Source organism: Ardenticatenales bacterium (assembly GCA_020634515.1).
In the GTDB taxonomy this organism is placed as follows: Bacteria; Chloroflexota; Anaerolineae; order Promineifilales; family Promineifilaceae; genus JAGVTM01.
The window spans coordinates 69,515-93,975 of the sequence record JACKBL010000010.1 but is presented as its reverse complement, the minus strand read 5'-3'; the positions used below and the strand labels follow the sequence as shown (position 1 = coordinate 93,975).

Genomic DNA, 24,461 nt, shown 5'->3' with positions numbered 1-24,461 from the left:
GGAACGCGCCGGGCCTGAAACCGGGCTTCCGGGAAGATCGCCTGGACCTAAACCACCTTCCCGGAAGCTATGTGGAACGCGCCGGGCCTGAAACCGGGCTTCCGGAAAGGTCCCCTGTTTCCGTTAGAAGTTAACGGTTGATCGCTGCATCCGCTGGTCGCGCTGGCGCAGGTAGAGGAAGGCGGCGATGGCGGCCAGGAGCAGTAGGAGCTGCGGGGCCAGGGTTTCCCAGGTGGGGTAGATGCCGAAGAAGGGGATGGGGGGGATGGGTTTGACGAGGGAGGTGGGAAGAATGCCGGCAAGTTGCAACGCATGAATGCCCGCCCCCACAAACTTAAAGCCCAGGTAGTAGACGAGCAGCCCGGCGACGCGGAAGAAGGGACGCAGCGGTAGCTTGACGCCCACGACCATCATCAGGACGGCGGCCACGGTCAAGATAGCCACGCCCAACGCCAGCCCCAGTAGCAGATTACCGGAACTGATCGAGGGGGCCATTCCCAGATAAAAGACGACCGTCTCCGCTCCTTCGCGGAAGATGGCCAGGAAAGCCAGCAGACTGAGGCCGAAGGTGCTGCCCTGCCGCAGGGCGTGGCCGGTGCGGTCATTGATGTAGCTTTGCCAGGCGTTCAGGTTGGCTTTGCTGTGCAGCCAGTAGGAGACGTAAAACAGAAGCACGGCGGCAATGAGCGCGGTGACACCCTCAATGACTTCGCGGTTTTGGCCGGCGGCGGCGCGGTTGAAGATGAATTGCAGGGCGATGGCGGTGATCAGGCTGGCGCAAATGCCGGCAGCCGCGCCCAACCAAATCCAGCGTCGTTTGTCCCGATTGCCGGAGCGGTCCAGAAAAGCCACCAACGCCACAATCACCAGCAGCGCCTCCAACCCCTCGCGCAAGATAATGGCCGCCGCGTCAAAAGCCGTGTAAGTCTGACGGGAAACAAATGGCGCTATCTGCTCGCGCATCGCGGCAATGGCCACCTCCGCCGCGCCCAAATCAACCGACTGCGCCGTGAGCGCCCCGCTCGCCTGCCCCAGAAGCGTCTCCATTTCGTTGTAGGCGTCGGGTGAATTGGCGGCAATCGCGCCTTCCACTGCCAGCCACGTGAGAACGACATTATCCATGTGCGCCTGCGCCGTGGGCACGTCCCCGGTTTCCACCACTTCATACAGGTCGTCTAACCGCGCCAACAGTGTCGCGGGCGTGGCCTCGGTTGCCACGGGCGCACCCCCCGTTGCCGTGCTATCAAGCTGTGCCGCAATGGCCTCGATTTCTTCGTTTAAATGCGTGTAGGCCGCGCCCACGGCGGCGACATCTACGGGAGTAGCCTGCACGGCCTCTTTCAGGCCGTTGAGGGCGCTTTCCATGCGCACGTATGCGCCGGCGTCGGTCGCTTTCACGTCATCTTCGATGGTTTCCCAAAAGGCCTTGATTTCCGCATACTCCGCCTGGATACGCGCCGTGTCACCATTGGCGGATGCCTCTTCGCCTTCGCCTACGTGGAAGGCGAGCGCGCGCAGCAGATTGGCGACATCCGAGCTGTCCGCGGCGGCGGTGTGGACCCTAACCAGGGAGAGCAGTACGGCGGCCATGATGCCGGCAATAACGAGGCCGGCAAAACGCGACAGCAAACGGGGATGATTGAACGTTCCCTGGGGATGTGGTCGTGGGGAGATATGCACGATTCTTACTCCTTTGTGGGGCGAGATGTTCGCAAGCGCGCCATAGTTGTGAGATGCACTGCGCCTGCGCCGACGATGGGTATAAGCTATCGGATTTCCGCCGGCAAAACAAGACCCCGCGTTAAACCTGATGTTGCCTCTCGTTTCATTTGATTTTTAACTCTGGTTAATTCCCGTGAGGCATGAACGTGGCGGTATGCCGTCGGCGACAAAAAAGCCCGTGAAAACTTTGCTGTTTCCACGGGCTGTTGCTCTCTTTTCCCACGCGCGCGTACCGGTATGGCTCAGGCGCGTACAATTTCACCGCTGCTATCGCCGGTCGGTGGCGGGGGCAGTTTCATGCCGCTTTGCTCGCCATCGTCCTCCGCGTTAACCATGAAGGGTGGGCCAACGGGGTCCAGCAGGGCCACCTCCAATACTTCGTCCAGGTGGCTGACGGCGACTAGATTGAGGTCGCTGCGGATGCGATCCGGCAGCTCAGGGATGTCTTTGGCGTTGTCTTTGGGAAGAAGGACGGTTTTAATGCCGGCACGATGCGCCGCAATCGTTTTCGCTTTCAACCCGCCAATTGCCAGCACCTTGCCCCGCAACGTCACCTCGCCCGTCATGGCCACATCCCGGCTCACCGGACGGCGCGTGAGCGCGGAAATAATCGCCGTGGCCATGGCCGTGCCCGCGCTAGGACCATCTTTGGGCGTCGCGCCTGCCGGCACATGAATGTGAATGTTAATTTTATCGAACACCGCCGGCTCCAGTCCCAACCGCCGCGCATTCGCCCGTGCATAGGTCAGCGCCGCCTGCGCCGACTCCTGCATCACCTCGCCCAGCGAACCGGTGAGGATGACGCGCCCATTCCCTTCCATCAGGCTCACTTCAATGGACAGCACATCCCCGCCATAGCCGCTGACCGCCAGACCGGTGGAGACGCCCACCTCGTCCTTTTCCTCCGCCGTGCCATACGTGAACTTGTCCGGTCCGAGGAAGGTCGTCACATCCTCTTCATCCACGACAAATGGGCCATCTTCGCCCTCGGCGACTTTCACCGCCAGTTTGCGCACGACTGAGCCGATATTGCGCTCAAACTGGCGCACGCCTGCTTCACGTGTGTGGTGACGTACCATTTTTCGCAGCGCGGCATCCGTGATGGAAGCGTCCACGGCGCCGATGCCGTTGGCTTCCTTTTGCTTGCGGATGAGGTAATCGCGGGCGATACACAGCTTTTCGTCTTCGATGTAGCCCGCCATGCTGATGCTTTCCATGCGGTCAAACAGCGGTTCGGGAATCGTGCTGGTCGTGTTGGAGGTCGTGATGAAGACGACCTGGCTCAAATCGACGGGCACTTCCAGGTAATGATCGGTGAAGGAGTGATTCTGCTCCGGGTCCAGTACTTCCAGCAGCGCGGAACTGGGGTCGCCGCGCCAGTCGGAGCCAACTTTGTCGATTTCGTCCAACACGATCACCGGATTGCGCGTTTTCGCGTCCCGCAGGGCGCGGATGAGGCGTCCGGGGATGGCCCCAATGTAGGTGCGGCGATGGCCGCGGATTTCCGCTTCGTCGCGCACACCGCCGAGGCTGATGCGCACCATCTTCCGCCCCATGGCCCGCGCCACGGAGGAGGCGATGGAGGTCTTGCCCACGCCGGGAGGCCCGTTGAGGTTGATAATGGCTCCCTTCATGTTGGAACCGGCGAGTTTGCGCACGGCTACGTATTCCACGATGCGGTCCTTCACATCTTCCAGGCCGTAATGGTCTTCGTCCAGAACCTGGCGCACGTGGTTGGTGTCCAGATTATCTTCGGTGAGGATGGTCCAGGGAATTTCAATCAGCCATTCCAGATAGGTGCGGATCACGCTGGCTTCGGCGCTATGCTGTCCTTGCCGCTCCAGTCGCTTGATTTCCTCCAGGGCGCGCTTGTTGACTTCCTCCGGCATGTTGGCGTCTTCCACTTTTGCCCGCAGTTCTTCGATCAGGTCGGGTTCGTCTTCCCCCAATTCCTTGCGAATCGACTTCATCTGCTCCCGCAGCATGAATTCGCGCTGCGCTTTTTCCGCGCTCTGGCGCGCGTCTTGCTGAATGGATTGCTTGACTTCCGCAATGCGGATTTCTTGTTCCAGGTGCTGCTGGACCATTTCCAGCCGTTCCAGGCCGTTGGTGTTGGTAAGGAGTTGAAGTTGTAGCTCGAAGGGCAGGCCAAGTAGACCGGCCAGGTAGTCGGCCAGTTCACCGGCGGTGGCTTTGGTGCGCATGGCGGCGAGTACCTGGCGGTTGACTTCGCCCATGAGTTCGGCGTATTTTTCCAGGTGGGCGATGGCGGAGGCCATGAGTTCGGGGGCGATGGTGTCGCTGCCATCTTCGAGTTCGGCGTAAATGCCGGCAAGAAACGGGTCAGACGAGGTGATTTCCACAAAACGCACCCTTCGTTGCAATTCCACCAACATCTGCACGCCCACATGTGGCGCGCGCACAACATCGCGCACGTTTGCCAGGATTCCGATGGGAACCAGGTCCGGTCCTTCCGGCTCATCCACATCGGCATTGTACTGTACCAGAATCATAATCTGTCCGTCTTCCTGGGTAGCCGCCTGCGCCGCGGCCAACGAGCGGCGGCGGCCAATCGTCACGTTTGTAGTCACGCCGGGAAACAGCGCGCCTCCGCGCAAGGGAACAAGGGGGACTAGATTCGGCGTTGAACTCATAAGAGAGACTCCTTCAGAATTGGAAACAAAGAGTGGCGGTAACTATTCACGTCTCCGAGAGATTGGACCAATTTTGTAGACATTAACAGGATTTAACCAGAGCAAATTGGTCCAATCTGGGCAGATGACCTGTATAGTCACGAGTGGCGGTGGTTTGAAAGGTTGGTGGTTATTCGTTGCTATGAACCTTGATGGTGTATCTTAGCCCTGGCGTACAAAAGAAACAATAGTCCGCTTGTAGGAACTTTGTTAGAAATAGGCGGGGGATGGGGAAGCAGAAAACTTCGCGGGAGAGAGCGACGCTGCTGACCGCGACCGACCGGCCACTACTCACCCTCCCAGCGCATAATCGCCAGGTAATGACGCCGCCAGGGAGGCATGAAAAAACGGGAGAGGCGGCGTATCATGCGGAAATGCCCGGGCATCTCCCGCAACTGGTGTACCTCCACAAACCCAAAGCGGCGGTAAAACGGCGTTAACCCCGACTCGCACATCAGCCACAGCGGCGGCCCCGCCTCTGTTTGCAAATGACGCACAAGCTGGTGCGCCACGCCCTGCCCACGCCAGGCTGCGTCCGTCACCAGCGACGCCAGCTCCAGCACGCCATCTTCATGCGGCTTTAGCTGCACGCAGCCGACAATCCGTCCGGCTTCGTCCACCGCAACCCAAAACCGCTCCCAATCCAGGCGGAAAGGATTCAGGCGCGCGCCCCGCACCATCGCTTTGATCACGTCCGCATCCGTCGCTTGTGCCGGCCGCAGTGAGACCGTCGTCATCGGTTTTCCTGCCTGGTCGCCGTGCGCGGTTGCAGCCGCGCCTGCACCGCTTCGCTCGTCAGTTCGCTTAGGGCGTCGCCTCCCACCCAGTTGCCGTGCCGGTTATCTTGTTTCAAAATGCGGGTGGCGCAGCCGATGGCGGCTTCGTTCAAGGCTAGATTGCGCTTGCCGATCTGCCGCAGCGCCCAGTTGACGCCCTTTTTCACCATTGCCCGGCTGTCGTTCGCTTCCCGTTCGATGATCGGCAGGAATTGGGCCAGATCGGCGTCGGTCGCCTTCTTGTCCTTAACCGCCAGTCGTGCCATGAGGACGAATCCCGCCCGTTTGACGTATTCCTCTTCCCGTTCGCTCCACGCCCGCGCCTTTTCATAGGCAAACGGTGTCTGCTGGAAGAGGTTGGACACGACCTGGTCGCAGGTTTCCCAGTTGTCGAATTCGGCGGCCCACGCTTCCATTTGCGCCGCCGTCACCTGTTTGGGAACATCCACCAGGCTGGCCAGGATGCGTGTCTCGCGGCTGTTAATCTGCCACAGTTGGCGCGCCAGTTCGTGGCTTTTGCCCGCTTCCCGCGCCAACCGGCGCAGATCGGGCATGGAGACGCCGTAGACGTGGTCGGATTGAATGCCAAAACGGGACATGCCGGCAACATTCTCCGGGTTAGACAGGGCGCGCAGGCGATCGAGAATCTGGTCGCGTGTGAGCAAGGGGGTGTCTTTATTTGGTTTTGCCGGCATTTCGCATCCCGCGCAGCATCAAAAGAAAACTGCCCAGCATCGTGAAAAACGCCAGACCCAACTTCGTCGCGTCCACAATTGGTTCGACCCGAACGCCATCGGGACCGATGGCGATCACGGCCACCGGACGTGACATAGCGCCGCCGCCGCCACCCCCACCGCCGCCACTACCATATCCGCCGGGCGCATCCTCTTTCGTTGCCGCGCCTTCTGCCGGCATCGGACCACTCCCGCCGCCCATGCCAAAGCCGACACCCATGCCCACGGATACCTCCGCCGCATTGATCACCAGGTAGTCCCCCTTCTCAATGGGGGCGCTAAACACGGCACTGCCGCGCGCAGTTGTCGTCACGGTTTGCAGCAGGTCAAAAGCCTGACCTTGCGATTCAACGGCGGTATGAAATACACCATTCGTCTTGTCGTTCATGGGATTGCCTTCCTTTTGTATGTGTGTGGTGCGCCGTCGCAACCATTTTCAGAGGGACTCACGCCTTGCTTGCGCGACGCCGGGCCAAAAGCCAGGCGATAAGCGAAAAGAACGTGGCCAGGCCCCAGAGAGCGATTTGCACCTGCCGCGTCACGTCCGGGATGGGGATGTGGCTCGTCTCGCCCTCCTGCTCTACCAGGAGAGCGGTGGGCCGATGCCAGATCGCCGCGAAGCCCGACTCTACGCCGCTTGACCATCGCAGGGAGATGGCTTCCGATTGCGGCGTCAGGCGGATGCCCTGGTGCGTGATGGGCAGACCCACAACCTGCTCGCGCTGCCACATGCCGTTATCCGTAGACATTATTCACCTTTCTCATCAAAATCAGTGGGAAAAAGGTTGCCAGATAGGGCAACCTGCTCCAAAATTCAAGCGTCAAACGTCGCTAGTATTCTACGCCAGTTCACGCGAATAATCTACCCGTGGCAGAAGCGCGGCCCCAGGTTTTGCCCCAAACGCACCGTGCCCGGGTGTTCGCTTCCCCCTATGTTTGAGGTCTATCATGCGTTTTCAAACTCGCTTGCCGCAATTCGTTTTGGTTTGTATGCTGGGCCTGCTGGTCCCCACAGCGCGCGCCTTTCAGGCGGCGGAGGGGCTGCTGATCACGGAAGTATACTACAACACGCCGGGCGCGGATGAGGAAGAGGAGTGGATCGAGATCGCCAACGTAGGCGCGGCGGCCATCAATCTCGCCGGCTATAAGCTGGGGGATGAGGAGAACAAGGGGCAGCGGGAAGGAATGCGGATGTTCCCGGAGGGAGCCGGCGTCGCGCCCGGTCAGGTGCTCGTGGTGGCGCAGACGGCGGCGGGGTTCCGCGAGTTGTTTGGGAAGTCGCCCGATTTTGAGATGCAGGATACGGACCCGGACGTGCCCGATATGCTTCCCTATGCCGCCTGGGCGGGGGGGGACGTGGGGCTGGCAAACGGGGGGGATGAGGTGCTGCTGCTGGATGTGTTGGATAAGGTGGTGGATGCGCTGAATTATGGGGACAGCACGCAATTTTTCACCCCGGCGATTGGCGCGGTGTTGCGGGGGCAGAGTATTGAGCGTGTGCCGGCATCTTGCGACACCGACAGCGCCGGAGATTGGCAGCCGCAACGCCAGCCCACCCCCGGCGTGATCAGCTTCGACGGCGAATGCGTTACCGCGCCCCAACCCGAAGCCGCGGCCAGTGCCGCGGCCAATGCCGGCAGCGCCCCCGCCGCCGACGGCCTGCCCCCCATCGGTCAAATTCAGGGCACGCGGGATGTAGCCGCCTTCATCAACCAGGAAGTCACCTTTCGCGGCGTCGTCACCGGCATGTACGAAGACCGCAACGTCGAAGGAACCACCTACTACACCCTCTTTGTGCAGGACGCCCCCGGCGCGGAAGACGGCGACCCCGCCACCTCGGATGGCATCGCCATCTTTGCCGGCGTGCGGCGGCCCCAGGTCGTCATCGGCGACCTGATCCGCGTGCGCGGCCAGGTGACGGAATTCTTCGGCTATACGGAGATCGACGACAATAACCTGCAAATTGACGTGGAGAGTCACGGTAGCCCGCTGCCAGAGCCGGTCCCCGTGAACCCCCCGGCGGATACCGCGGCGGCGGCGGCGTACTTCGAGCCGCTGGAGAGTATGCGCGTGTCGTTGCCGGGGGTTGTGCCCGTGTTGGGGCCGACGTTTAGCGGCTGTGGCTTTGCCGCGGCCGCGGCGGAGGCGGGCGTGACGCGCGTCGTCCGCCAGCGGGAGAGCGACCCCATCGGCCAGATTATTCCCATCCTGCACACGACGGACATCACCTGCGCCGGTTTTCCTGACGTGCGGGTGGGGGATGAAGTTGCCGGCATTATCGGCCCCCTCATCTACAACTTCGACCAGTTCAAAATCGTGCAGCAGCAGCCCGCCGCCCTGCAAGTCACCTATGCTGAGCCGGCTCCCCTGCCGCAGCCGCTTCGCCCCGGCCCAAACCAGTTCACCGTCGCCACCTTCAATGTGGAAAACTACTTCGACCTCATCGACGACACCCACCTGGACGCCGAACCGAAGCCATCTCCCGCGGAATTAAGCATCAAACAGGCCAAGCTCACCTACGCCATTAGCAACCTCCTCGGCTGCCCCACCATCCTGGGCGTGATGGAGGTGGAAAAAGCGTCGCTGCTGCAAGACCTGGCCGACCAGATGACGGCTACTTGCGGCTTCACCTACGATGTCAACCACCTGGAAAGCCCGGACAGCCGGGGCATTGACGTGGCCCTGCTCACCCAACCGGGGCGCGTTGCCGTGCAGTCGCTGGCGCTGCGCCAGACCTGTTCGCCTATTGAGACGGAATCGAATGATGGCTCTGTTAATTGCCCCGCCGGCGAGTTCCCCTTGTTTTCCCGCCCGCCGCTGCACGCCGTCCTCACCGTGGATGGCGAAACGTACACCGTCATGGTGAATCACTTCAAATCAAAGCGGGGCGGCGACCTGGAGACGGAGTCGCAGCGGGTGGCGCAGGCGCGGCATCTGGACACGCTGGCGGACGAGGCGCTGGCGTCAGATACGGCGGCCCGCGTGATCATCATGGGGGATTTCAATGATTACAACCAGTCGCCGCCGATGCTCGCGCTCACGGCGGGCGGCAAGCTGGTGGATACTTTGCAGCGCGTGCCCGAATCGGCTCGCTATAGTTTCGTGTTCAGCGGCGCATCCCAGTTGATTGACGGTATGTTTGTCTCGCCCGCGCTGGATCAGCGGATCGTGGATGTGAAGATTATGCACGTGAACGCCGACTACCCGGACGCGCTCAGTCTGGATACGTCGCCTGCCGGCATTCCCTACAAATCGTCCGACCACGACATTCCCATGCTGCTGCTGCAACTGGGTGACGATGCACCCGCCGCGCCCGCGCCCGCGGCCACTGCGGCCACGGAAATGCCCGTGCCGGCATCCGGACCGGGCGCGGGCACGCTGGCGGCGGTGGTTGGCGGCGTCGTGGCCTTGCTGCTGGTGGGGGTGGCCAGCGTGGTCTTGTCCCGCCGGCGCCGCGGTTGATGCCGGCAGCTAGGTGTTGGGATTGACGACCTGCGCCCAGCCGAATGAGAAGATGACGTTTTGCGCCAGATAGCCGCGGGCGGCGACGCGCACGCCGTAGGTGGCGGGCGGCGCGATGTCCCCATTGTCTGTTCGTCCGTCCCAGGGGATGGTGATAATGCCGGCATCTTGCGCTCCCCAATCTCGCAGCAAACGCACCCGGGGCAAATCCGGGCTGAAAGGCTGCGCCTCCACCACCTCAATCATCATCTGGCAGGGCATATTCACCGCGCACGAAATCACCGTCCCCTCGCCCGCTTGCGGGTTGAAGGTGAACGGATTTGCCTGCGGTGGGGAGGCGGTCGGGAGGGAAAGGGGAATCTCAAACGCCGCCGGGTTGAACCCGTCCCCCTGGATATTGATGTCCGCCAGCCCCGCCGGCCCCAGTCCGCTGATGGTCGCGTACAGCAGGTGCGGCACGCGCATCGACGGAATCCCCATGGCCATCAGGCAGACGTAATCCACCGCCAGGGCATTCGCCCCCGCCATCACCAGGTCCATGCGCCGGGGCACGCCGCCCCACGGCCCCATCCCCTCCAGCGCCCAAATGCCATCCACCACCGCGAAATCCGGCTGGCGCGCCAGGTTCAGGTCAACCGTACTCTCGTTGACGCTGCGGTTGTGCATGGCATAACGCCCCAGGCGCGGCGGCGCCGTGTAGAATTCAATGGGGGGAAAGCCATACATATTCTTCATGGAGAGGCTGGCCATGGTCAGGTTGTGGACCTTCATTTTGGCGACGCTGACCACGTATGCATTCTCGTCGAACAGGGCGATGGGCAGGGCGATGGCGCTGTAAGCCATGCCTCCGGGCACGGGCGCCATGCCGTAGGGCAGCCCATTCAGGTCAACCAGGCTCACGCGCGGGTCGTAGCCGTCAAAATAGCCATAGCCGCACTCTTGAAAGAACGCGCCGGTGAGGGAGGTTTCCACGATCCAGATTTCGGCGGCGTTGGCGGCCAGCGCCATGTCTACAATGGCTCGCACGACTTCCGGGTCTGTGGTGACGCCGCTGTCCGCGGTTTCTGGCTGCACCAGGTTGGGCTTGATGATGACGCGCTTGCCGTTTATGCCGGCAGGATTCCAGCCTTCACTGGCTTGAATGGCGCGCAGGGTGGCTGCGTACCCCTCGGTGTCGTGTCCCACGCCCACCGTATAACTGCCGCGCGGTGTGCGCGGCAGGCGTATCTTGTCCAACCCCACGCTGAGCGCGGCCGCGGACGAAAGTTGCAAGAACTGGCGTCTGTCCACCATCAGATGCTTTTTGTTGACGTTCATTGAGTTCCTCAGATTACCCGCGTGGGCGGCGCCATTTTATGGCGCTGTGCAGCGGCCAACGAATGTTGCGAATATAAGATATTATGCCAGGTTGGGGGCGCTCCGGTTGGCTGTGTCTGGCAAAAAAGAGGTCAACTTGCTTCTGGCAAGTCGTTTCCTTCGTGCTTTTGCCGGCAGCAGTGCGGCAACGCCTCAAAATAGACAAAGATGAGGCGAATGAATCTTCGGGGGGAATTGTAGACTTACGTTGCTGTTTTGTCTAGAAGCTCCGGCGAATCCCGGCCATGCTCATTTGTAACGCTTCAGCCGCCGGGCACATGGTCCAACAGGCCTTTTCGGAAGCGCAATGTCAGACCAAAGAAGCGGCCACACGCCTGGCGCAAGAGGTTTCCGCGCCGGCCCCCCCCGCCTACGCCGGATGATTGCAGGCGGATGATTGTGTGTGAATGCCGGCATTCCCGCCGACCGACTAGAGCGCAAACGAATGAACGCCGACCGGTTTCCGACTCAACGCAACAGACAGATTATCACCGTTATGCACCACGTAGGTCGTCAGGCCATTGGCTTGCAGGAAAGTCGCCAGCGGTTCGGCAGACTTATGGCCGCCAAACGAGGCCGGCTCCACCAGCACCGTGACGATGCGCAGGCCGCGCCGCTTCAGTTGCCGCGCCACCGTGGCCCACAACTCGTTATTGGTTGGCGTCACCACTATCAGGGTCGTCCCTCGTGGAAAAACCTGCAGCTCCGCCTGCATCACCTGCTCAATCGTCAATTCGCCTTGCGTCCGTAGCACCGCCAGCGTCTCCAAAATCTTGTTGCGCTGCCGCTCCCCACGGTCTGGCTGAATCACTTCGCGCGCCTGAGCGTAAGCCATCAAGCCCACATTGCGGTCAAAACGGAGAAAATACTGCGTCAGCGAGGCGGCAATCGTGATCGTATACTCTTCCGTGGATTCGGGAAGTTTGTACGCTTCCTGCTGCATCCAGATAGGCCGGTCAGCGTCTTCCAGAGCGGCTTTTCTCTCTTTGGGGATGGCCTCTACGTGCGCCAGCATGGACATATCGGGCACGATCCAGATGTCTGCCAACGGGTCCAGTTCAAATTCCTTCACGATCAATCGGTCGCGCCGCGCCGTGCTAGGCCAGTGAATGCGACTGTAGCTGTCGCCGGGGGCATAATCGCGCACCCCGGAAGCGTTGGTGGTGATGTAGTGCGTGCGCCGCCGCAGCGCGTCCCCGCCGGGCAGCACGCCCACGGGCAGCGCAAAATAGCTGATGTCCACCGTTGTTGGGTAAACGACCAGCGTGCCTGTTTGTGTCAGGTCCCGCTGCATGGGAAACAGGCCGAACGGATCGCTCGTACTCAAGCGCAGTGGCCCCAATTGATACTGCCCTCGCTGCGCGCAAACGGTGTTCACGCGCCACGTCACCTGGCTGCGGCTGCCCAGGTTGGTGATGACGCGGCTGGCATGGTGGGTGGACAGCCCGGAGTAGTCGCGCACTTCCAACCACAGTTTGGGAATGATGCTGGTGTTGCGCACCGTAAAACGCTCTTCAAATGTGCCGCCGGCTTGCGCGTAGCGGCTGCGCGTGAGGCGGGAAAGGTGTACCCAGCGTAGATTGCTCCAGGCCCAGAGGAAAGAGACGATCAGCAGCAGCCCCAGCAAATAAGCCAGGTTGAACAGCAGGTCGCGGCCATTGCTCAGACCGCCGATGAGGGCCAGAATCGCCAGAATGAGGACAACGTTTCGTCGTTTGAACATGCTTCAATGCTCGCCGGTTGAGAGTGACCGCCGGCGTTGGCGGTCAATACGTGGAGCGTGGCGGTGTCTTAAGGACTGACGATGAAAATAAGTACGGAATGGCATCGTCAGTTTGAAGGAACGGTAAGGAAGCAACTTCGTCGTCTTCTTTAGGTTCCGTTCCCAAGAATACGATTAGACGGCGCTAGCGTGCTGGCTGTGCGCCAGGAACGGGGATTTTGTCCAGAATATCCGTGACCAGCGTGCCCGGTTCAATGTCCTTGATGCGGGCGGCGGGACCAACGATGATGCGGTGGGCCAGTGCCGGTTCCGCCAGCGCCTTCACGTCATCGGGCAGGACGTAATCCCGATTGAAGAGGGCGGCGCGCGCCTGCGTCAGGCGATAAATGGAAAGCGCGCCGCGAGAGCTGGCTCCCAGGTACACATCGGGATGGACGCGCGTTTGCCGCACGATGTCCACGACGTATTCCTTCACGAGTTCGTCGAGGTAAATGGTTTTGATGGCCTCTTGCGCGGCGATCAGTTCTTCGACGGAAACCACTTGCTCAATGGTGTTTACGGGATGGACAAGTTGCTGACGGTTCAGGATTTCGATTTCGTCGGCTTTGCTGGGGTATCCGAGGCGAATGCGCAGCATGAAGCGGTCGAGCTGCGCCTCGGGGAGGGGGAAGGTTCCTTCATACTCAATGGGGTTCTGTGTCGCCAGGACCATGAAGGGGGGCGTGAGGGGGTAGGTGGTTCCGTCCACTGTGACCTGACGCTCTTCCATCGCTTCCAGCAGGGCGGATTGGGTTTTGGGGGTGGCGCGGTTGATTTCGTCTGCGAGGACGATTTGCGCGTGGATGGGGCCGGGGCGGAATTCAAACTCGCGCGTTTTTTGGTTGAAAACGGAGACGCCGGTGACATCGGTGGGCAGCATGTCGGGTGTGAACTGGATGCGGCGGAAATTGCAGCCGACGGAGCGAGCAATGGCTTTCGCCAGCACGGTTTTGCCGACGCCCGGCACATCTTCAATGAGCATGTGTCCCTGGCAGAGTAAACCGAGTACGGTTAGTTGGACGGCGGAACGTTTGCCGACGATGACTTTTTCTACGTTGGTGATGATGCGATTGGCGATTTCTTGCACATCCGTCATGTTGTAGATGCTCCTTGTTGCAGGATTTTGGGGAATCGAGGCTGATTGAGCGTCCTTGTTGCGCGGGGCAAAAAGGGTGGGGCGTTATTGTGCGCCCTGATTATAGCAGGCAGCAAAATAGGTGACGCAAATACCCAGGAAGCTCTCACCTGTTTGGGGGTGATTTGGGCTATCTTCTGGGGATTAGACGCAAGAGTGCCGGCATTTTTGCAAAAACGCCGCCCTTTCCCTGGGATTGAACTGGCTACAGTATACCAGTTCCGCGCATAAAAGGTAGAAATTCGGTGGCATTTTGGGGTCGTGGAGAGGGCGCGTGCCGGCATTTTCCCCCAAGTCGCTCCCCAGCACCACACCTGAATTCGTTGACGTGTCAACAAATATCGGAGATAATAATACCCACGGGGGAGGATCGCCTCACATCAGATCCTCATGGGAGAATCTATCCCTGATTTTGGCTGACTTCAATCCCACAAGGAGGTTTGTATGAAAGCGTATACAAGAGTGAGCAGACGGCTGCTGCTGCTGAGCGTCCTGGCGTTGTTGGCGCTTTGGGGCTGGCATCGGGCCGCCGCCGCGCCCACCCCCGCCGCGCCCACCAGCACCTGGTGCGCCGCCGGCAGTTTTCAGGGCTGGGACAATAGCGCCAACCCCCTCTATGACGATGGCACGCATGGCGACTTGCTGGCCGACGACGGCGTTTTTTCCCTCGACTTTACCATCGCCGCCGCCGACCGCTACGAGTGGAAAGCGGTCACATGCGGTGATTGGGGAACCACCTTCCCCTCGCAGAACAGTTGGTTTTACACGGGCAGCCCCAATCAGGTTGTCCATCTGACCTTTGACACAAACGATCACGCGGGGGACGCGCTTCCCGCCAGCCCCGCGCAAAACATTGTGAACGTCTCCGGCGATGATTTGCCGGTAAGTTTTACCGCCGTGGGCGATTGGCAGGGGTGGGACAATAGCAACCCCGCCACGCTGATGAGCGATGCCGGCAACGGCATCCATGCCTTGCAATACGACATCGCCACTGCCGGCACATACCAGGCGAAAATCGTGCAAACGGGTTCCTGGAGCGAGCAGTTTGTACAGGATGGGCGGGCCGTTGATGGCACGCCGCTCAGTTTCACCACCGGCGCGGACAATGAGCGCGTCTCTTTCCTGCTGGATACGCACAATGGTCGGGTGACGATTGCCGGCAACGGTAGCGGCAGCGGCAGTTGGTGTCTGGCGGGGGGGTTCCAGGGGTGGGACAACGGCAGCACGCCGCTGAATGATGATGGCCTCGATGGCGACCTCGTCGGTGGCGATGGCGTTTTCTCGCTGGACTACACGCTGACGAACGCGGGGCGGGATGAGTTCAAGGTGGTGGAGTGCGGCAATTGGGGCAATGCGTATCCCTCGAATAATGCCTGGGTGATCACGAGCGCCGCGAACCAGGTGGTGAAGTTTACGTTTGATACGAATGATCATAGCGGCGATGTGGTGGCTTTGATGCCGGCACAAAATATCGTCAACGCCTGGGATGATGCGCCCGCGACCTGGACGGCGGTGGGCGACTGGCAGGGTTGGGATAACACCAACCCGGACACGGCGCTGACGGACGTGGGAAATGGCTGGTATATGGTGCAGTATGAGGTGGCCAATGCCGGCACATACCAGGCCAAAATCTCCGAAACCAACAACTGGGGCAACCAGTTCAGCGCCGACGGACGCAACGACTCAGCCCCCTTCAACTTCCAGACCCTCGGCGACAACCTGACCATCACCGTCCTCCTGGACATCAACAGCGGGCGCTGGAACATGGTCATTCCCGAACCGGAAGGCGGAGCCGGCCACGACGACAATATCTTCTGGGACGACCTCGGCCACGACAGCCGTGATCCGCTCTATCGCACCCCCGGCGGCCCCGTGACGACCAATACGCCCGTCACCCTGCGCCTGCGCGCCGCCAGCAACGACCTCACCGCCGCCAAAGTGCGCGTCTGGGACGACCGCAACAACGTGAACATGCTCTTGCCCATGACGTTGGCGGCGGATGATGGCACGTATGAATGGTGGGAGATCACCCTGCCGGGCAGCGCCGACCCCACTATCTACTGGTATCGCTTCATCGCTATTGATGGCACGGCGACGGCTTACTATGAAGACGATAGCGCGCGCACGGGGGGCTGGGGCGAGACGTTTGGCGACAGCCCGGACAATAGCTGGCAGTTGACGGTTTATGATCCTACCTTTACGACGCCGGATTGGGTGAAGAATGCCGTTATCTACCAGATTTTCGCCGACCGCTTCCGTGATGGCGATGCCGGCAACGACACAACCGCCGGCACCTTCTTCTACGATCAGGCCGATGGCTCCATTTATCGCTCCAATCAGGCTGATTGGAACACCCCCGTCTGCGACCCGCGCGCCGAGGGCACGGACTGCACCGGCAAATACAGCGAGAACTTCTATGGCGGCGACCTGCAAGGCGTGTTGGATAAGCTCGACTATCTGCAAGACCTGGGCGTGACCGCCATCTACCTCAACCCCATCTTCGAGTCCCCTTCCAATCACAAATACGACACCACGGATTACGGCCTGATCGACGACAACTTCGGCGACCTGGCCCTGTTCCAGCAGTTGGTGACGGAGGCGCACAATCGTGGCATGAAGATCATCCTCGACGGCGTGTTTAACCACACCTCGTCGGACAGCATCTTCTTTGATCGCTACGACCGCTACCCCGCGCCCGATGGCGCCTGCGAGAGCGAGACCAGCCCCTACCGCGATTGGTACTACTTCTCCGCCGCGCCGGTTCCCGGTAGCGGCGTCTGCGCCGGTGATACCAACTACACCTCCTGGTTTGGCTTTGACAGCCTGCCCAAACTGGATTCCGCCAACACCGACGTGCGCGACTACATCTGGTCCGGCGGCGAGTCGGCCATTGCCCGCTACTGGATGCAGTGGGCGGACGGCTGGCGGTTGGATGTGGGCGGTGACGTGGACCCCGGCACGGCCAACGACCCGACCAATGATTATTGGGAGGGTTTCCGCCAGGCGATTCACGAAACCAACCCGCAGGCGTACATTGTGGGCGAGGAGTGGGGCAATGGCTCCTCCTGGTTCATCGGCAATGAGTGGGACGGGACGATGAATTACCAGTATAGCTCGGCGATGTTGAGCTTCTGGCGCGACACGACTTTCACGGATAACGACCACAACAGCGGCAGTTCTGCCGGCACGCTTGCTCCCCTCACCCCCTCCCAACTGGATGAACGGCTGCGCAACTGGCAGGAACGGTATCCCCCCGAAGCGTACTACGCCGAAATGAACCTGCTCGGCAGCCACGACACCAACCGCGCCCTGATCATGCTCGACGAAGGGCCGGGCAAAAACGACGCCGCCCTCTACGACGATCCCAATTACGACTGGAGCGACGCCCTGGACCGCCTCAAGGGCGTCATTCTGCTCCAGTTCACCCTCCCCGGCGCGCCCACCATCTATTATGGCGACGAAGTGGGCCTGGTTGGTCCCGTTACCAATGATGGCACCACGCTGCAAGACGACCCCTACAACCGCATTCCCTATCCCTGGCTGGACGAAAGCGGCACCCCCTTCTACACGCATCTGCAAACGGAAGTGGGGCAGGCGAATCCGCGCGACCGGTACACGCTGCTGGCGAACACGCGCCAGACGCACGCCGCCCTGCGCACCGGCAGTTTTGACACCCTGCTCGTAGACGACGCCAACAACATCTACGCCTACGGGCGCAAGATGGCGGACAACTCGGATGCCGCCGTCATCATCGCCAACCGTGGCGCCACCGCCGCCGCCGTGACCGTGGACGTCAGCGGCTACCTCTCCTATGGCGCGACCTTCATCGACGTGCTGAACGGAGACGCCGCCTACACGGTGGACGGCTCCGGGCAGTTGACGGTGGACGTGCCCGCCTTCTCCGGCTCGCTGCTGGTCTTGACCAATACCCTGGGCGCGGCGCCCGACGCGGTCGCCGACCTGGCGGTCACGGGCGAAGCCAGCGAGACGGTCGATCTGGGTTGGAGCGCCGCCGCCGGGGCCAGCAGCTATGATGTCTACCGCGGCCTGGTCAGCGGCGGTGGCTATGCCTGGGTCGCCAACGTGGCCGGAACGGCTTACACGGACACCGGCCTGCTCAACGCCATCCCCTACTACTACGTGGTCGTCTCCCGCGACGACGCCACCGGATTGGTCAGCGGCTGGTCCAACGAAGCGATGGGTATTCCCCACCACGACCTGGACGCCGCCTGGTACAACCTGCAATGGCCCCCGCAAATCACGCACACCATCAGCGCCCTCACGCCCACGGAGAACATCTACGGGCAGTTGTACATCGCCGACGCGACCGGCGGTAGCGGACCGGCCACGGGCATCTGGGCGCAGGTTGGCTATGGCCCCACGGGAACCTCCGCCACGGGCGCGGATTGGTCCTGGACGACCATGGATTACAATGCCGCCGTGGGCAACAACGACGAGTACCTGGGCAACCTGCTGCCGGACATGCAGGGCGCGTTTGACTACGTGACGCGCTGGTCCGGCGACGGTGGCCGCGCCTGGTACTACGCCGACCTCAACGGTCCCGGCGAAAATGGCAATCCGGGCCGCCTCTATGTGGTCCCCAGCGACGATACGACGGCTCCCGCCGCGCCACAAAACCTGACGCTGGAGGGTACAACCGCCAGCAGCGTCATCCTTTCCTGGGACGCGAACACGGAATCCGACCTGGTGGGGTACGAGTTGTACCGCCGTGTTTTGGTTGGCGCGGCGCTTGTGGATTATGAGCGCGTGGCGGTGCTGGATGCCGGCATAACCGGGTACACAGATGAGGATGTGGTCACGGATACGACTTACGAGTATTACCTGTTGGCGTACGATACCAGCTTCAACCGTTCTGAAGCCTCCAATGTGGTGCAGGCGACGGCGGAGACGCGCTACGTGACTGTCACGTTCCGCGTGGGCGTGCCCGACTACACGCCGGGCGTGGTGCATGTTTCCGGTGATCTGCCTGAGTTTGGTCCGTGGGATGCCGGCAAAGTAGCCATGACGGAAGTCTCACCCAACGTATGGGAGTATACGACCAGCATCCTCGACGGCACGCAGTTGCAGTACAAGTTCACCCGTGGCACCTGGGAAACGGTGGAATCGTGGGGTTCCATCGTCGGCTTTGCTAATCGCGCCGCCACCATTGAGTACGGCACGGATGGCACGCAGTTGATTGACAACACCGCCACTGATTGGATCAGCGGAGACGACGCGGACAAAGCCGTGCGGTTCTGGCGCGACCCCATCGTGGTCAGCCACTACCCGACGGCGGACGCCATTGGCGTGCCCCTGGACACGGTGATCTCCGTCACCTGGAGCATCACCATGACGGCAGACACGATGTTTACCGTCAACGGGCCGGATGGCACCGTCAGCGGCACGTTCAGTTACGACGCGGATGCCTGGATGGTGACGTTCGCGCCCGACCTGGAACTGGCGCTTGGCTCGGTGTACACGGTTTCCGTGGCCGGCCAGACCACACCGGGCGTTCCCGGTGGGGACACGGGCGTGCAGCAGGTTCCCGTCACGTGGTCATTCACCACGGTTGATGCGCCCACGTCGGTGGAACTCGTCGGGATTGACGGCGCGGGCGGCAACTGGTGGAACGGCTGGATAGTGGCCATGGTTCTGGTGATCGGTGGCTCTATTCTCGGTTTGTTGGAACTGTGGCGGCGTGGTTGGCTCTTTGCCGGCAGGCGCGCCCGTCGCGCACGCCCGCAAATGGGCTAAACGTTTCGCAGCAAAGGCTTGGGATTAAGCCTGAAGTGAAGGCTCGCCGGGCTGCTGGCCTGGCGAGCCTTTTTGCATTGCCGGCATACGGACACGCGGCTGGCAGGTGACGTCCTGCGTTTTATGTCACTTTACAGGTGGTGTACGTTCGCCTGGCTAGAACAAATGTGATAAAATTGTTGGGTTATTATGATGCGAGAAAAGGAACCTGAAGCACCCGGGCAGCCGGGGGTAATTGCGACCATCGCTGCTGGATTTGACTTAATCACCGGTCATCTCTGGTTGATGACGTTGCCTGTGCTGCTTGATTTATGGTTGTGGCTAGGCCCCCGGCTGACGACGTCCTCGCTGCTGACGCAAAGTCTGGCGCCGTTGCAGGGGGAACCGCAGTTGGCGGCTTTTACGGAGCAGATGGTGGCCCTGGCTCCCCGGGTGAATTGGTTTACGCTACTCAGTTTTCCGGTGATTGGTGTGCCAACGTTAATGACCGGACCGACGCCTGAGAAGATACCCATCGCGGCATCCCTGGTGGACATAGCCAGCATGTCGCAATGGTTTCTGATTTTCTTCGGCCTGAACATGGCCGGGTTGCTGCTGGCGATTCTCTTTTACAATGGGTTGGCGCAGGCGTTGCGCGCGGGGCCGTTTGACGCGGCGCAGTTTGGGCGGCGACTGCTGCGTTCCGGTATGAAATTGGTGGGGCTGGTTCTTGTGTTTGGCCTCTGCCTGCTCATTATCGGCGTGGCTTTGCTGCCCGTGGCCTTGATCCTGTCGCTGGTGGGGTTGGGGGCAACGCCGGCGGTGCTGTTGGGCGGCGTGGTGGCGATCTGGCTGGCGATCTATCTCTTTTTTAGCATACATGGGATCGTTTTGTATGATGCCGGCATTTTCCCCGCCATGCTCACCAGTGTCCGCCTTGTCCAGGTTCAAATCTGGCCCACCCTACTTCTCCTGCTGAGTATCGTCGTCGTTGGTGGTGGCCTCAACACCCTCTGGCGGCAGGTAGACAACGGCTCCTGGCTCACGCTGGTCAGCATTCTCGGCCACGGCTTCATCAACACCGCCCTCGTCATGTCCACATTCGTCTTCTACCGTGACCGAATCGCCCCGGCCCAACAGCAAATCGCGCATACTGCTTCGTAGACGACCGGAAACACCGCGTTCTCTGGTAACTGTCTGCCATTTACACGATAGGGAAAGGATTGTCGATGACCAAAGTACAGGCGAGTTACGACGCCAGTAGTATTCAAGTTCTGAAAGGGTTGGAAGCCGTGCGGCGGCGTCCGGGCATGTACGTGGGGGGCACGGACATCAAGGCGCTGCACCATCTTGTCTACGAAATCGTGGATAACTCCATTGACGAAGCCCTGGCCGGGCGCTGTGACCGTATCACCGTCACCATCTACCCGGACGAAAGCGTGGCCGTGGCGGACAATGGCGGCGGCATTCCCGTGGGCATTCACCCTACCGAAGGCGTCTCCGCGGTCCAGGTAGTGATGACCACGCTGCACGCGGGGGGCAAATTTGACGCCTCCGCCTACAAAGTTTCCGGCGGTTTGCATGGCGTCGGCGCGGCGGCCGTCAATGCCCTTTCCAGTTGGGCCGTGGTCACGGTGAAGCAAGATGGCGGTATCTTTGAGCAGCGATATGAGCGCGGCATCCCCCAGGGACCGGTGACCCAGGTTGGCAAAACGAAAAAGGACGATACGGGCACGAGTGTCCATTTCCGTTTTGATGACAGCATCTTTACCGATGGCTCCACGTATCGCTTTGAGACCTTGATGAACCGCTTCCGCGAGATGGCCTTTGTCACGACGGGCGTTTTTATCACCCTGCGTGACGAGCGGCCCGCTATCCCACGAGAGATGAGTTTCTATTTCGAGGGAGGGTTAAGCTCTTTCGTGCGCTATCTCAACCGTAACCGCAAGGTGCTGCACGATCCGATTGCCGTGCGCAAGGAAGTGGAGGGTGTTGACGTGGAGATTGCCGTGCAGTATACGGAAGGGGTGGCGATTTCTGAGTTTGCGTTCGCCAACACGATTCACACGCCTGATGGCGGCACGCACCTTACGGGGTTGCGCACGGCGGTGACGCGGGTGATCAATTCCTATGCACGTAAGAACAATTTCTTGAAGGAGAAGGATTCCAACTTTTCCAGTGATGACGTGCGCGAGGGGATGACGGCTATTGTCAGCGTGAAACACCCTGATCCCCAGTTTGAGAGCCAGACGAAGGTGAAGTTGATGAATGCGGAAGTTGCCGGCATTGTCGCTTCCGTCACCTCCGACGCCCTTTCCACGTTCCTGGAAGAAAACCCGCGCGAAGCCAAGCGCATCATTGAACGCTGCCTCACCTCCTCCCGCGCCCGCGACGCCGCCCGCAAAGCGCGCGAACTCGTCATGCGCAAGAGCGCCCTGGAGAGCCTCACCCTGCCCGGCAAACTGGCCGACTGCTCCGAACGAGACCCCGCCCGCTCCGAACTGTTCATCGTCGAGGGTGACTCCGCCGGCGGCAGCGCCAAGCAAGGCCGCGACCGTCATTTCCAGGCGATTTTGCCCCTACGCGGCAAAATCCTGAACACAGAACGCGCCCGCCTGGACAAAATCCTGGCGAACAACGAAGTAAAAGCCCTCATCTCCGCGCTGGGCACGGGCATCGGCGAATCCTTCGACGTCGGCAACCTGCGCTACAGCCGCGTCGTGATCATGAGCGTGGACGGAGATGAAATGACGTTCATCAAGGAGCCAGATGGCCAGGCCCGGTCCGTGCGCGTTGGTTCCTTCATTGACGAATTATGGTCACGGAGCCTCGATCCGTCCGCCTTTCAGGTGCTTTGCTTTGATCCGGAGACGGGGCGCGTGCGCTATAAGCCGATTAAGTCGGTGATCCGACATGATCATGACGCGCCAATTTATGAAATTACAACGGCCTATGGGCGGCGCGTGCGTGTCACGGGCGAACACAGCGTGTTTGTGGCGGATGAGGCGGGAAAACCTGTCTTGAAACGCGGGGATGAGGTTCAGGTTGGCGATGTGTTGGTCGCGCCGGCCTGTTTGCCGCGGAGTGAATCCGCCGCGGCGGAAATAGATCTGCTGCAACTGTTAACGTCCGCCAGCGAGGATGATGATAATGATCTGGTGGTGCGGGGGGCCGGCGTTGAGGCGTGGTACAAGGCGAAAGTGCGTGCTGAACATGAAGACAATCCACAAATGGTTGAGCCGCGCGTGACTGTGCCGGCATTTGTCGGGGAACAACTGGTCGCGCGTCGCCAGGCGCTGCGCCTGAGCCAGCAGGCAATCTGTGAGGCCGTGGGGATCCGGCAGCCCATGACCTATTATGCCTGGGAGCGGGGCGAGTCGCGCCCCACGTTGACCCATTTCCTGCGCTACGTGGAGGTATTGGGTCTGTCCGCGGAAAGGATGTTGCCGCAGGTTGAAGTAGGGGCAAGTCGCCTGGATCAGACATGGCAAACGCAGTACCGTGCCGCGCCCGCGAACAAGGTGCGCGATTACGTGTTGCTGCGCGACCTGGAAGCTGATGACGCGGCTCTCCTGGGTGATGATGTCGTTTTGACGCCGATGCATTATGCCGATCGGGGCGTGCCGCGCATGATTCCCGTGAATGAGGCGCTGATGCTTTTGTTGGGCTTTTTTGTTGCGGAGGGGTCTCTTAGTCCCCGGAATGGGGTACGGTTCGCTATTGGCAAGCGGAATGAGGCGGTGGTGGAGGAGTTAACGGCGGCCATGACGCAGTTGTTTGATGTGGAGCCGAAGGTTTATGCCGGCACAAACGGACGGGCGGGCGAACTCCGGTTACTGAATCAGGTGGTTTCCCGGTTCTTTGCCCATTTGTTCGGCGCGGAGACGATGGATGCCGGCAGCAAACGCATCCCCGACCTCGTCTTCAACGTCGGACCGTCACTCCAATTCGCCTTTTTGCGCGGTTACTTCCTGGGTGATGGCACACTGGGGCCGCGCCAGATTAGATTCACCACAACCTCGGAAACATTGGCGAACCAATTGATGTACCTCTTGCTCATGCACGGCATCTCCGTGTCATCGTCACGCCGTCGCCCCAGCGGCCAGGCCAGCGGTCTCATTCGTGGCAAACCCATCATCACCCGCCGTGTCGCCCACTATCTGACCATTTCTCGTCGGGACGCAATTGCCAGACTCATGCCCGTGTGGGCGGACCACGCGCGCGCCGCCGAACTGCTCAACTGGCTCGATTCTCCGTCTCGCGGCGGTGGCTCCAATCCGGCTGTGACCATGATAGGCGATCTCGTGGGATTGCCCGTGCGCTCCGTGCGCCAGCGCCCGGCCTCCACGCGCAAAGTCTACGATTTTTCCGTTGAGGGAGATGAAACGTTTATTTGTGGTTATGGCGGGGTGGCCGTCCACAATACGGACGCCGACGTGGACGGCAGCCACATCCGCACGCTTTTGCTCACCTTTTTCTTCCGCTACATGCCCGAACTCATTGAGAACGGCCATCTGTATATCGCGCAGCCGCCGTTGTACATGATCAAGGAAGGCAAGAACCTCCACTACACGTACACGGAAGGGCAAAACGCGCAAATGCTGCAATCGTTGTTAGGCAAAAAGTATGCCTTGCAGCGGTACAAGGGGTTGGGCGAGATGAACCCGGAGCAGTTGTGGGAGACGACGATGGACCCGGGGCAGCGCACGCTGCTGCAAGTGACCATCGAAGACGCCGTCATCGCCGACCGCACCTTCGACATGCTCATGGGCAGCGAAGTCGCCCCCCGCCGCCGCTTCATCACCACCCACGCCAGCGAGGTGCGCAACCTGGACATTTGAGCGACGTATGTGTTAATTTCCTAACATACTGCAACCACGCGACAAAATAATCAAAACTAATAACACCCTCGTTACCGGTCACACCACACTTACCAGTAGCGGGGGTGTTTTCTGTTCCCACTCAGCTACGCAAAAACCGCCCTAAATCATGAATACTTGGCTTGTCCAAGGATCCTTGGTTCCGCCCCTCTCCGCCACCCACCAGCCCAGACCCAAACCACCGCGCCGCCTCGACTAAAACCCCCAC

The 24,461-nt window shown here is 60.8% G+C and carries 13 protein-coding genes; 4 read left to right on the top strand and 9 right to left on the bottom strand.

Annotation, left to right across the window (positions count from 1 at the left end):
* Positions 1 to 123: 123 nt before the first annotated feature.
* The 6 genes from H6650_21420 to H6650_21395 form a co-directional block, all read right to left on the bottom strand.
* Positions 124 to 1,680 carry an FTR1 family iron permease gene (locus tag H6650_21420; protein ID MCB8954573.1) on the bottom strand — a complete coding sequence of 519 codons (1,557 nt, stop codon included), beginning with the start codon at positions 1,678 to 1,680 and terminating at the stop codon, positions 124 to 126.
* Positions 1,681 to 1,964: 284 nt separating this feature from the next.
* Positions 1,965 to 4,376, bottom strand: coding sequence for an endopeptidase La (lon, locus tag H6650_21415; protein MCB8954572.1), 2,412 nt, complete (start codon positions 4,374 to 4,376; stop codon positions 1,965 to 1,967).
* A 326-nt stretch (positions 4,377 to 4,702) separates the two neighbouring features.
* A complete protein-coding gene (locus H6650_21410; GenBank protein MCB8954571.1) occupies positions 4,703 to 5,152 on the bottom strand; it encodes a GNAT family N-acetyltransferase in 450 nt (149 codons plus the stop codon).
* Entirely contained in the window at positions 5,149 to 5,886 is a 738-nt protein-coding gene (locus tag H6650_21405; protein MCB8954570.1) for a DNA alkylation repair protein, read from the bottom strand. The genes H6650_21410 and H6650_21405 overlap by 4 nt, the downstream gene beginning before the upstream one ends.
* Positions 5,867 to 6,313, bottom strand: coding sequence for a hypothetical protein (locus H6650_21400; GenBank protein ID MCB8954569.1), 447 nt, complete (start codon positions 6,311 to 6,313; stop codon positions 5,867 to 5,869). Before H6650_21400 ends, H6650_21405 begins: the two co-directional genes overlap by 20 nt.
* A 58-nt stretch (positions 6,314 to 6,371) precedes the next feature.
* Positions 6,372 to 6,674, bottom strand: a complete 303-nt coding sequence (locus H6650_21395) for a hypothetical protein (protein ID MCB8954568.1) — start codon at positions 6,672 to 6,674, stop codon at positions 6,372 to 6,374.
* 199 nt (positions 6,675 to 6,873) lie between these two features.
* On the opposite strand from H6650_21395, the gene H6650_21390 reads away from it, so the two are divergent.
* On the top strand, positions 6,874 to 9,387 hold the full coding sequence (locus H6650_21390; protein ID MCB8954567.1) for a lamin tail domain-containing protein: 2,514 nt from the start codon (positions 6,874 to 6,876) through the stop codon (positions 9,385 to 9,387).
* 9 nt (positions 9,388 to 9,396) lie between these two features.
* On the opposite strand, the gene H6650_21385 is transcribed toward H6650_21390, so the two are convergent.
* The 3 genes from H6650_21385 to H6650_21375 all read right to left on the bottom strand — a co-directional run bounded on the left by H6650_21385 (position 9,397) and on the right by H6650_21375 (position 13,601).
* Positions 9,397 to 10,704, bottom strand: coding sequence for a DUF362 domain-containing protein (locus tag H6650_21385; GenBank protein MCB8954566.1), 1,308 nt, complete (start codon positions 10,702 to 10,704; stop codon positions 9,397 to 9,399).
* A 469-nt stretch (positions 10,705 to 11,173) separates the two neighbouring features.
* On the bottom strand, positions 11,174 to 12,466 hold the full coding sequence (locus tag H6650_21380; protein MCB8954565.1) for a DUF58 domain-containing protein: 1,293 nt from the start codon (positions 12,464 to 12,466) through the stop codon (positions 11,174 to 11,176).
* 184 nt (positions 12,467 to 12,650) lie between these two features.
* Positions 12,651 to 13,601: a MoxR family ATPase gene (locus H6650_21375; protein MCB8954564.1), complete on the bottom strand. Its 951-nt coding sequence runs from the start codon at positions 13,599 to 13,601 to the stop codon at positions 12,651 to 12,653.
* Between the two features lie 483 nt (positions 13,602 to 14,084).
* Here H6650_21375 and H6650_21370 point away from each other — a divergent pair, with 483 nt between their 5' ends.
* From H6650_21370 to H6650_21360, 3 genes are all read left to right on the top strand, one after another.
* Positions 14,085 to 19,394: an Ig-like domain-containing protein gene (locus tag H6650_21370; GenBank protein ID MCB8954563.1), complete on the top strand. Its 5,310-nt coding sequence runs from the start codon at positions 14,085 to 14,087 to the stop codon at positions 19,392 to 19,394.
* Positions 19,395 to 19,583: 189 nt separating this feature from the next.
* Complete coding sequence (locus tag H6650_21365) at positions 19,584 to 20,537, top strand: hypothetical protein (protein ID MCB8954562.1); 954 nt, start codon at positions 19,584 to 19,586, stop codon at positions 20,535 to 20,537.
* Between the two features lie 146 nt (positions 20,538 to 20,683).
* Positions 20,684 to 24,214, top strand: coding sequence for a helix-turn-helix domain-containing protein (locus tag H6650_21360; protein MCB8954561.1), 3,531 nt, complete (start codon positions 20,684 to 20,686; stop codon positions 24,212 to 24,214).
* The last annotated feature ends 247 nt before the right edge of the window (positions 24,215 to 24,461 follow it).